Raw genomic sequence first — 8,822 nt, 5'->3', positions numbered from 1 at the left:
GTGGAGCTGACGGGGAAGCCTGTGGTGTGAGGGGGTTACATCTCAGGGGTACCTCTCGGGGGTTAGCTCTCTGGGGTTACCTCTCTGGGATTAGCCCTCGGGTACTACCTCTGGGGTATGGGCTCGGTTTCCCCGGCTGGGCGGTGGGGCAGGATCGGCACGCACACCGTGATCAAGCAGAGGAAGGGGCCGTAGATGCCGCAGCAGGGGACCGTCAAGTGGTTCAACGGGGAGAAGGGGTTCGGGTTCATCTCTCCGGACGACGGCGGCGCGGACGTCTTCGTGCACTACTCCGCGATCCAGGGGACCGGATTCCGGAACCTGGACGAGAACCAGCGGGTCGAGTTCGAGGTGACGCAGGGGCAGCGGGGGCCGCAGGCCGGGGAAGTCCGCGCGGTCTAGTACCGCGTTTCCTTCTGTTTCCTCCTGTTTCCTCCCGGGCCGGCGCCGACCGATGAGTTTTCATCGTCCGGTGAGTCTTCATCGGTGTCACCGCCGGCCCAGGAGGAACCCATGCCACAGCTACTGCGCGTCCAGAACTTCAACGTCTCCAGCGACGGGGTCGGGGCGGGTGAGAACCAGTCCCTGGAGCATCCCTTCGGTGACGCGGTCGACCCCGGGCGCCTCTTCGCGTGGGCCGGAGCGACGGCGAGCTGGCCGAACCGTACGGACCCCGGCGGGACGCGCGGCCTCGACGACTACCTCACCCGGGACTTCAGGAACAACATCGGCGCCGAGATCATGGGCCGCAACAAGTTCGGTCCCCAGCGCGGGCCGTGGACCGACCACGAGTGGCAGGGCTGGTGGGGCGACGAACCCCCCTTCCGCACACCGGTCTTCGTCATGACCCACCACCCGCGCCCCTCCATCACCCTCTCCGACACGACCTTCCACTTCGTCTCGGGCGACCCCGCGTCGATCCTCGCCCAGGCCCGCGAGGCCGCCGACGGCAAGGACGTCCGCCTCGGGGGCGGCGTCTCGACGGTCCGCCAGTTCCTCGAAGCGGACCTGGTCGACACGCTCCATGTCGCCGTGTCCCCCGTGAAGTTGGGCTCGGGCCTGCGCCTGTGGGACTCGCCGGACGAACTCCTCGACCGGTTCCACCTGGAGGTCGTGCCGAGTCCGAGCGGGGTCGCGCATCACCTGTTCTGGCGGAAGTAGGCCCCATCAGCGCCGGTCGGGGTCTGGCTTGCGGTGCCTGCCTCGGCCGGGGGCCAGAGGTTGACGTACCGGTCCGGGAGCGGGGGCCTCAGTCTCCGGGTACAGGATCCGCTTCGCCTCCGCGAGATCGGCGGCGTAGGCGGACGGCTCCCAGGCATGGCCGTTCCAACGCTCAATGACACGAGGCTCGTTCGGGTTCACGTGCGCCGCCTTGGGACCGTCGCCACGCACGATCGGCACAGCCCGCAGGCGCCCGACCTTCGCGTCCCGGCGTTCCGCCCATTCCGAGAGGGGTTCCTGGTCCATGTGGTGACCCTAGCGTCGGGGATGGCGTCGAGGCGGTGCTCTCAACGGAGTTGGGGTGATCCCGCGGACCCAGATACGGCCGTCGGCGGTGGCCTTCTCCAGGGCCCACTCGGCGATCCGCGCGCCGAGTCGGCGACCCTGGTGGCCGGCGGTCACGGAGGAGGTGAGGACGTAGCACGGCTCCCGGCGTTCGGCCTCGGTGAAGACGGTGCGCCGGGCCTGTCGAGGAGGATCGTGCAGCCGACTGGGATGGCGCTCAACTCCAGTACACAGAATGGATATTCGGCCATACTCGCTCGGGAGGCGACCTCGTCCGGGGTCTGCGGCCACTCCGCGAATCCCCCTGCTCCCTGATCCACGCGAACCGACGAGCCACGAACTCGGCCACCGCTCTCACCCTGGGGTACCGGTCAGACATCTCGCTCGCGACCCTCCGGATCACCGGACGGTCGCGAATCTCCCTCGGACGGACCCGCAGCGCGGACATCGACTCACCGGCCGTCTGATTCCGGCGTCCCCCAAGGCCCGGTGGACACCGCCCGCGTGAGAGGTACTCGGCGGCCGGGGTGATGGTGAACAGGTGTCCCACCGGAGCCCGCGCCAACAGGTTCCTGGCGGCTCGGGTTGCTGTGCAAGCTGTTGTGCACAACATCTGCGTGTATGCCGCCGAGTGTGCGGGAGTCGTCCTTCGCAGACGATGCGGCACCCCAACCTCGCTCCCCCAACGAAACTTCGGTCTCCACCCCAGGACTTCGCCTCACCACCATGCCCGGCAAGTCCCTCAGAGGCATCGAAACCGTGGCTCCGCCTGAGTACGGATACTCAAGCCTTACGGAGCTCACGCGGATGAGACTGCCGTCTTGCAGCCAGTTATCGTCCAATCAGTGATGTATCCCGATACACAGGAAGGGACCGAGCGTGGCTTGGGACGAGTGGGAGCAGCTCAAAGCCGCGGCGGCGGAGAGACAATCCCCCCGTATGCAGTTGAACTCCTACCCCGCAGATCAGGGTTCTGTCGGCCCGAGCGGTGGCGTGGCCGGCACGATGAGGTCGGACAAGGCCACCTGGTCCAAGGTCGGCGGAGATGTTGGGGACTTGCGCGACAACGCGGAGAAATCCCTCACCGCCCTGTCCGATGCGCAAGTAGGGCTGAGTGGTCAGCTGGGATGCCTGACGGCAGCAGCCCAGCAAGGTGTGTACGAATCCTGGGAACGCAGGGTAGAGGACATCAAGACTTTGTGTGATGGGCTTGCCCGCGTGCTGGAAAAGACAGGCAACGACCAATTGCGAACGGACCAAGCGATTCAGGCGGAGATCGAAAAATTGAACTCGCCAAAGGCAACCGACACCGCCGGCTCCGGCAAGGAGCGGTGACGTAGAGAAATGGACCTGAAAACCCTTAAAGCTCTCAAGCCGACAGAGTACGCCGAGGCCGCAGACGGTTACCGAACCATGAGCAGCATGGCCGACGCGGCCAGAGAGAGCATTGACAAGCAGATCATTCTGGCGATGCGGAAAGCCAACGAGGGTGAGGCCGCGAATGCGGCACTGAAACAGCTGCAGAAACTTTCCGATAATTTCCATTACACCCAGGTCGAGTGCGGTCTCGCTCACGGAGCACTCAGTGGCTTCTCAGCCGAAATAGCTGCACCATGGCGCCGCTTGAATGAAACTCTGGAAGACGCCGCCTCCTTGACCTATTCCGTCGGCGCGGACGGCAGCGTCACATATCCAGCAGGGGGAAAGAACGCACTGACCGGAGACCCGATTCCCGGCGGGACGATCACCGGAAACAGTGGATTGTATTCCAGGGGACTGGGTGCGGACACATCGGGCTTCCTCAATCCGAATCCGCACTATGCCAAGGCGCAGGACATCGCGGATCGAGTTGCTCACGCTTTGAGAGAAGCTACAGAGATTGACGATCGATACAGCAAGGCCCTGGAAAAGCTCAAGGCGGATCCCGGACTAACGGTCGACAACAAGACATGGGGAGATGCCGAGTCCGACGCATCGGCGGTCCGGTCAGCTGCTGCCGAATATTTGAAGGAATCCATCCCCACCGACAAGAGTCCGGCTGACCGCAAAGCTTGGTGGGACAGCCTGCAGCCGGAACAGAGGGAGGAGTACCTCGCAGTCTACCCCGACGTGATAGGAAACCTGGACGGAATTCCGGCTTCCGTACGGGACGAGGCGAATCGGGAGAATATTCAACTTCTCATAGGAAAGCTGTCGGAGCAGCATGACGACAAGTCGCGGACCATGCTGGACGGACTCAAGTCGATCGACTACCAGTTGCGAAATCAGGATCCAGATTTCCCTCCCATGTATCTACTGGGAATCGGAGACGAGGGTGGCGGTCGAGCCATCGTCAGTTACGGAAATCCGGACACCTCGAAGAATGTTTCAGCCTACGTTCCTGGGCTGGGCACCTCTGTTGATGCGGACTTTGCCAGGAACGACCTCAAGAGAGCACGTGACACCGCAAAAGATGCACAGTTCTACGACCCTTCCACTGCTTCGATCGTCTGGCTGGGGTACGACGCACCACAAATGCCAGCCTCGGATTTCATCAAAAATGCGGACGTGATGTCGACTGATGACGCGAAGGCAGGTGCCACGGCTTACAATAAATTCATGTCAGGCATCTCGGCCACCAATGAAACCGGCGATCCACACATTACGGCTATCGGCCATTCTTACGGGTCACTGACTGTCGGCCAAGCCGCTCAGCAGCATGGTGGAATACCAGGAGCCGACGACATCATCCTGGTCGGCAGTCCCGGAACTGGAGCACACCACGCCACCGATCTCAATGTGGGCAAGGGGCATGTCTTCGTAGGTGCGGCAGAAAATGACCCCGTGACCAAACTTCCCAATCACAACGAAGCGGGCGGGATCCTTACGGGTGCTGTAGGCGGTGGGTCAGCGGGACTCGTTCTCGGTGGCGGCATGGCCGGGCCTGTCGGTGCTGTCGTCGGAGGAGTCTCAGGTGCGGTCGTAGGCGGGATCGCCGGGTACGAGGCGCAGGATGCACAGACGGACCCGGATGAGATCTGGTTCGGAACCGATCCAGCCAGCAAAGATTTTGGCGCTCAGCGTTTTCGGGTGGATGATGGACCGAGACCTTTCGTCGATGGCCAGGGACCGACACCCGCGCATTCGAATTATTTTAATCCAGAGAAAGACAAGGAGTCCGCCAACAATATCGCTTTGATTGTTGCCGGGCATTCTAGTGAAATACAGTTGGAGCGGCCTCGATGAGAAAAGCGTGGAGCGGGGTTCTGATTGCTGCGGCAAGTGCAATTCTGCTCGCCGGCTGCAGTAGTTCATCTGATGCCACAGGGGAAGGAACCGACGGGAGCCGGAAGGAAGTCATGGACATCACCATGCAGCAAGCTGCAGACCGGGCCGACGAGATGCTGAACGTCACACTGGGAGCGATTAAACCGGCGGTTCAATGGACTCATAGCGGCACATCTCTGGGAAGCTGTGACGTTTCTCGCTCGCGCACGGTGATGACTGTGATTTCCGAGGAGCGTCGAGGGAACTTCCTCGGGGTCGTGCAGCGGTTCTGGGAGAAGAGCGGGTATCAGATCAAGTCCGTCAACAAGAGCAAGACGTTTCCCGCTATTTTCGCTCAGTCTCCTGACGGCTTCGGTATCTCTCTTCTCGTCGGTGGCGCCGGCCAGGTTGCCTTTGAAGTTGATTCCCCCTGCGTCAAGCCGTCCAAGGTCGCCGATCCCAAGACCCCGGCCAACGGTCCCGACTACGACTATCCGGTTCCCCGCCCCAACGTCCGCTCTGATTTCTGGTCGTCGACGACTCCGATCGCCTCTGCTTCGCCGACTGGCTGACCGGCGGCTGGGGCTACGGGAGGTTCCGCGACCCCAGTCTGCTCGTCTCAGAGGGTGTCGGATTTGAGTGCGGAGAGGAGAGCGGTGAGGACAGGGCGGGGTTAGAGGATGGCGGGGCCATTAGGGGACTTGCTGTCACAGATGGCTATCAAGCCGTCGTACGGGGCGAGTTCGACGCAGTTGCCGTCGCCTCCCGATGCCGAAGCCTTCTGCCATGCGGCATCGATCGTGGATGCGTCAGCGATGCTGTACTGCGACATTCCTAGCCATCCTTGCGGTAATCATCGAGGTGACGCTCGATCGGCTTCAGCGACTCCGCTCCTCGGAGCGAGTCTGCCATCATCAGGTGCCTGAACAGCCTGCTGTATTCCTGCACTTGCTCGGTCTTCTCCAGGAACCTGGTGCTGAAGAGGCCCTCCAGATAGACGACGTCGGGCTCCCAGCGCTGGGGGAACGAGAGGATGACGAACGGTCCGAACAAGGCACCGTGCGACGGCGACTCCTCCGGCAGCACGTGGATGTTGATCGTGCCGGGGTAGCCCTTCGCCAGACTCAGCAGTTGTTCGAGTTGGCCGGCCATGACCTCGGGGCCGCCGATGACATGCCGGAACACCGACTCTGAGATGACGCCCCAGAAGACCAGGGGACGGGGGTGGTCGAACACCTCACGCCGCTTGTCCCGGATCTCAAGTCGCTCCAGGCGCTGGTCCTCGGGCATGTTCGGGAACTGCTGGTCGAGGATGGCCGCTCCGTACTCACGTGTCTGCAATAGCCCGGGGATCAGCGACGGGGGCGTTGGACTGGCTTCGGGCGGCGCTCGGGGAGAAGGGGTGAGGGAAGATTCCACTACCCCGAGCGAGGCGCGACCCGACCAGGAGCACGGCATGATTGGCGAAAACCCGAGAAGAGCCCGCGTGAGTGCCATTGCGGCGCTCGGCAAGGGCAATGTGATCGGCGGTCCGGACGGTGGGATGCCGTGGCGTATCCCCGAGGACTCTCGGCGATTTCGCCGGATCACCATGGGGCATCCGGTCATCATGGGGCGGGTCACTTTCGCCGAGTTCGATACACCTCTCGACGGGCGGCTGAATATCGTCGTGACAAGGGACCGTTCGTTCGTCGCGCCAGAAGGTTGCCTCGTCGCCCACTCCCTCGGTAACGCGCTCGCGTATGCTCACGAGCGAGAGCACGAGGAAATCTTCATCGGAGGTGGGGAATTCATCTACCGAGAGGCTCTTGACTACTGCGACAGGCTTTATCTCACCTTGATTCATGCGAACTTCGACGGGCGAGCCAGGTTTCCGGACTACTCGAAGTTCGGCACCGAGCTCGAAAGAAGTTCGCATGACAACGGCACCTACCAGTACGACTTCCTCACTTTCGAAAAGTAAGGGGAGGCCCGCTGGCCTTGGCTCGCAGGGGAGTTAAAGCGTGCCGGTTTCGAGGGCGGCGAGGAGGGCGAGGCGGGAGCAGAGGATGGCGGGGCCGTTGGGGGCTTTGCTGTCGCGGATGGCGATGCGGCCTTGATAAGGGGCGAGTTCGACGCAGTCGCTGCTATGCCCGGAAGCTGAAGCCTTCTGCCACGAAACGGTGAGCGCGGAAGCGTCCTGGACAGCGTGTGCGGGCATGTCTACTCCTTGTCGAATGCGCCTGTCCTGATACCTGCGAGCAGGCTGGCAACCTGGCTTCGGGAGTACAGGATGGCAGGGCCGTTGGGGGACTTGCTGTCGCGGATGGTGATGTGGTCCTTGTACTCGGCGATTTCGACGCAGTTTTCGTGTCCTCCTGATTTCGAGGACTTGTGCCATTGTGCGTCGATCGTTGAAGCGTCCGGGATGGAATGGCGTGAAATTGCTATGCGTCCTTGCGGTAGTTTGCGAGGTGGCACTCGATCAGCTTGCGTGACTCCGGCGCCCGGAGTGAGTCCTTCATCATCAGGCGCCTGAACAGCTTGCTGTACGCCTGGACCTGGCCGGGGTCCTCCAGGAATCTACTGCCGGTGAAGCCTTCCAGGTAGACGATGTCGGACTCCCAGCGTTGCGGGAACGAGAGGATGACGAAGGGGCCGAAGAGGGTTCCGTGCGATTCTGATCGCTCCGGAAGTACGTGGACGCTGATCGATTGTGCGTAGTCCCTGGACATGTCCAGCAGGTATTCGAGTTGGCCGGCCATGACGCGGGGGCCGCCCATGGCGTGACGGAATACCGACTCCGAGATGACACTCCAGAGGTCCAGGGGGCTTGCCCGGTCGAATACTTGTCGCCGTTTGTCACGGATGTCGAGCCGCTCCTGGCGTTGCGCCTCCGTCAAGTCCGGCGTGTGCTGATCGAAGACGGCTCGCGTGTAGTCGTGGGTCTGCAACAAGCCGGGGATCAGCGAGGTTTCCATGTTGTACTCCTCCGCGGCGTCCGATTCATAGCCGATGTAGTCGGCGTGCGAAGCGCTCACGAAAGAGCGGACGTCGGTATCCCAACCTCGTACGTTTCCCCGTCGGCGCAGGTCGGCGATGTAGCCACGCAGGCTCTGGTCCTCGACCCGGTACCGGTCCAGCAGCAGACCCAGGTCGGCCTCGCTGATGCCCAGGCGGCCCGACTCGATGCGGCTCAACTTGGACTCGGACCAGCCCAGTTCACCGGCGACGGTGTCCTGGCTGCCGTGGGCGCCCTCCTCACGCAGGCCGCGGAGGATGGAGCCCATCCGGACCTGGCGTGCGGTCGGCTGTGAAATCCGGCGCGTCGCCACGCATTCCCCCCTCTGACGCGATCAGCCTTAGCAGAGTGCCCGATTTTCTACGCACTGTGCAACCCAATCGCCACCCGAACGAAGGGAATTGATTGCAGGGTTGCAAACGGTCAAATCCAAAGTGCAACTCGCGCTTGGGAAAGCCTGCCACCGGAATTAGCGTTCGCCTCATCGAACTCTCCGAGGGGGATGCAGCCCATGCCCGAGAATTTCGCCAGCTTCCACTACCCCACGACCAAGCTCGCCGCCGCCCGCGCCCGCACCGACTGCCGTAAGTTCCTCCTCACCTGCGGCATCCCCGTGGACGACGACTTCGCCGATGAACTCACGCTCGTCGTAGACGAGTTGGTGACCAACGCCGTCACCCACGGACGCGTACCCGGCACGACGGGACGTCAGGTTCGGCTCACCGTCTCCCGGGACGGCGACCTCTTCCGCGTCGAGGTCCGGGACACCCAGAGCGACAGGATGCCGGAACTCCAGAAGGCCGGGGACGACGAAGACAGGGGGCGGGGGCTCGCCCTCGTGGATTCGCTGGCCAGTACCTGGGGTGTCGTCAGCGAGGTCATCGGCAAGACCGTGTGGGCCGAAAAGGTCCTCCCCTCGCAGAGGGCCACCCCCCTCCCCTAGAACCCTGCCGCGCGCCCCCGTAAACGCGCCGCAGGACAGAGGCCCCCCACCCCCAAGCACACCGGCGCCGTACCTCCATGAGACTCCTCGCCGCACTGCTGTCATACCCGTCTCTTATACACACCT

At 62.9% G+C, this 8,822-nt stretch carries 13 protein-coding genes; 7 read left to right on the top strand and 6 right to left on the bottom strand.

The genetic code is table 11. From position 1 onward, the window contains the following. The first annotated feature begins 195 nt into the window (after positions 1 to 195). Together AOK24_RS21165 and AOK24_RS21160 are read left to right on the top strand one after the other, a co-directional pair. Positions 196 to 402, top strand: coding sequence for a cold-shock protein (locus tag AOK24_RS21165; RefSeq protein WP_055721632.1), 207 nt, complete (start codon positions 196 to 198; stop codon positions 400 to 402). 111 nt (positions 403 to 513) lie between these two features. Beyond that, positions 514 to 1,161 carry a dihydrofolate reductase family protein gene (locus AOK24_RS21160; protein WP_055721631.1) on the top strand — a complete coding sequence of 216 codons (648 nt, stop codon included), beginning with the start codon at positions 514 to 516 and terminating at the stop codon, positions 1,159 to 1,161. 6 nt (positions 1,162 to 1,167) lie between these two features. Here the strand turns inward: AOK24_RS21160 and AOK24_RS21155 are convergent, their stop codons facing one another. Next, the gene (locus AOK24_RS21155; RefSeq protein WP_055721630.1) at positions 1,168 to 1,467 is read right to left on the bottom strand and encodes a DUF6087 family protein; all 300 of its coding nucleotides are present in this window, start codon (positions 1,465 to 1,467) and stop codon (positions 1,168 to 1,170) included. A 918-nt stretch (positions 1,468 to 2,385) separates the two neighbouring features. On the opposite strand from AOK24_RS21155, the gene AOK24_RS21150 reads away from it, so the two are divergent. From AOK24_RS21150 to AOK24_RS21145, 3 genes are all read left to right on the top strand, one after another. Further along, positions 2,386 to 2,841 (top strand): hypothetical protein, encoded by a 456-nt coding sequence (locus AOK24_RS21150; RefSeq protein ID WP_055721629.1) that lies wholly within the window; start codon positions 2,386 to 2,388, stop codon positions 2,839 to 2,841. A 9-nt stretch (positions 2,842 to 2,850) separates the two neighbouring features. Further along, positions 2,851 to 4,731 carry an alpha/beta hydrolase gene (locus AOK24_RS46140; protein ID WP_079056916.1) on the top strand — a complete coding sequence of 627 codons (1,881 nt, stop codon included), beginning with the start codon at positions 2,851 to 2,853 and terminating at the stop codon, positions 4,729 to 4,731. A 113-nt stretch (positions 4,732 to 4,844) separates the two neighbouring features. After that, on the top strand, positions 4,845 to 5,324 hold the full coding sequence (locus AOK24_RS21145; protein ID WP_055721628.1) for a hypothetical protein: 480 nt from the start codon (positions 4,845 to 4,847) through the stop codon (positions 5,322 to 5,324). 101 nt (positions 5,325 to 5,425) lie between these two features. Here the strand turns inward: AOK24_RS21145 and AOK24_RS46135 are convergent, their stop codons facing one another. Together AOK24_RS46135 and AOK24_RS21140 are read right to left on the bottom strand one after the other, a co-directional pair. Beyond that, positions 5,426 to 5,584 (bottom strand): DUF397 domain-containing protein, encoded by a 159-nt coding sequence (locus tag AOK24_RS46135; RefSeq protein WP_079056915.1) that lies wholly within the window; start codon positions 5,582 to 5,584, stop codon positions 5,426 to 5,428. A 2-nt stretch (positions 5,585 to 5,586) separates the two neighbouring features. Next, positions 5,587 to 6,171 (bottom strand): DUF5753 domain-containing protein, encoded by a 585-nt coding sequence (locus AOK24_RS21140; RefSeq protein WP_206191244.1) that lies wholly within the window; start codon positions 6,169 to 6,171, stop codon positions 5,587 to 5,589. 37 nt (positions 6,172 to 6,208) lie between these two features. Here AOK24_RS21140 and AOK24_RS21135 point away from each other — a divergent pair, with 37 nt between their 5' ends. Then, positions 6,209 to 6,715: a dihydrofolate reductase gene (locus AOK24_RS21135; RefSeq protein ID WP_063799494.1), complete on the top strand. Its 507-nt coding sequence runs from the start codon at positions 6,209 to 6,211 to the stop codon at positions 6,713 to 6,715. 33 nt (positions 6,716 to 6,748) lie between these two features. Here the strand turns inward: AOK24_RS21135 and AOK24_RS21130 are convergent, their stop codons facing one another. From AOK24_RS21130 to AOK24_RS21125, 3 genes are read right to left on the bottom strand one after another with little or no spacing between them, the layout of a single operon-like run. Continuing rightward, positions 6,749 to 6,952 (bottom strand): DUF397 domain-containing protein, encoded by a 204-nt coding sequence (locus AOK24_RS21130; protein ID WP_055721626.1) that lies wholly within the window; start codon positions 6,950 to 6,952, stop codon positions 6,749 to 6,751. 2 nt (positions 6,953 to 6,954) lie between these two features. Then, positions 6,955 to 7,212, bottom strand: a complete 258-nt coding sequence (locus tag AOK24_RS46130) for a DUF397 domain-containing protein (RefSeq protein WP_240554038.1) — start codon at positions 7,210 to 7,212, stop codon at positions 6,955 to 6,957. Beyond that, on the bottom strand, positions 7,179 to 8,066 hold the full coding sequence (locus tag AOK24_RS21125) for a helix-turn-helix domain-containing protein (protein WP_055721625.1): 888 nt from the start codon (positions 8,064 to 8,066) through the stop codon (positions 7,179 to 7,181). Before AOK24_RS21125 ends, AOK24_RS46130 begins: the two co-directional genes overlap by 34 nt. A gap of 198 nt (positions 8,067 to 8,264) precedes the next feature. On the opposite strand from AOK24_RS21125, the gene AOK24_RS21120 reads away from it, so the two are divergent. Further along, positions 8,265 to 8,696 carry an ATP-binding protein gene (locus tag AOK24_RS21120; protein WP_055721633.1) on the top strand — a complete coding sequence of 144 codons (432 nt, stop codon included), beginning with the start codon at positions 8,265 to 8,267 and terminating at the stop codon, positions 8,694 to 8,696. Positions 8,697 to 8,822: the final 126 nt, after the last annotated feature.

This window comes from Streptomyces niveiscabiei, assembly GCF_001419795.1.
Taxonomy (GTDB): Bacteria; Actinomycetota; Actinomycetes; order Streptomycetales; family Streptomycetaceae; genus Streptomyces; species Streptomyces niveiscabiei.
The sequence above is the reverse complement of the archived record's forward strand: the minus strand, read 5'-3'. Positions and strand labels throughout refer to the sequence as shown.

Coding starts and splice junctions, on each gene's coding strand:
- AOK24_RS21165 (WP_055721632.1), top strand. CDS start 196: ATGCCGCAGCAGGGGACCGTCAAGTGGTTCAACGGGGAGAAGGGGTTC.
- AOK24_RS21160 (WP_055721631.1), top strand. CDS start 514: ATGCCACAGCTACTGCGCGTCCAGAACTTCAACGTCTCCAGCGACGGG.
- AOK24_RS21155 (WP_055721630.1), bottom strand. CDS start 1,467: ATGGACCAGGAACCCCTCTCGGAATGGGCGGAACGCCGGGACGCGAAG.
- AOK24_RS46140 (WP_079056916.1), top strand. CDS start 2,851: ATGGACCTGAAAACCCTTAAAGCTCTCAAGCCGACAGAGTACGCCGAG.
- AOK24_RS21145 (WP_055721628.1), top strand. CDS start 4,845: ATGGACATCACCATGCAGCAAGCTGCAGACCGGGCCGACGAGATGCTG.
- AOK24_RS46135 (WP_079056915.1), bottom strand. CDS start 5,584: ATGTCGCAGTACAGCATCGCTGACGCATCCACGATCGATGCCGCATGG.
- AOK24_RS21135 (WP_063799494.1), top strand. CDS start 6,209: ATGATTGGCGAAAACCCGAGAAGAGCCCGCGTGAGTGCCATTGCGGCG.
- AOK24_RS21130 (WP_055721626.1), bottom strand. CDS start 6,952: ATGCCCGCACACGCTGTCCAGGACGCTTCCGCGCTCACCGTTTCGTGG.
- AOK24_RS21120 (WP_055721633.1), top strand. CDS start 8,265: ATGCCCGAGAATTTCGCCAGCTTCCACTACCCCACGACCAAGCTCGCC.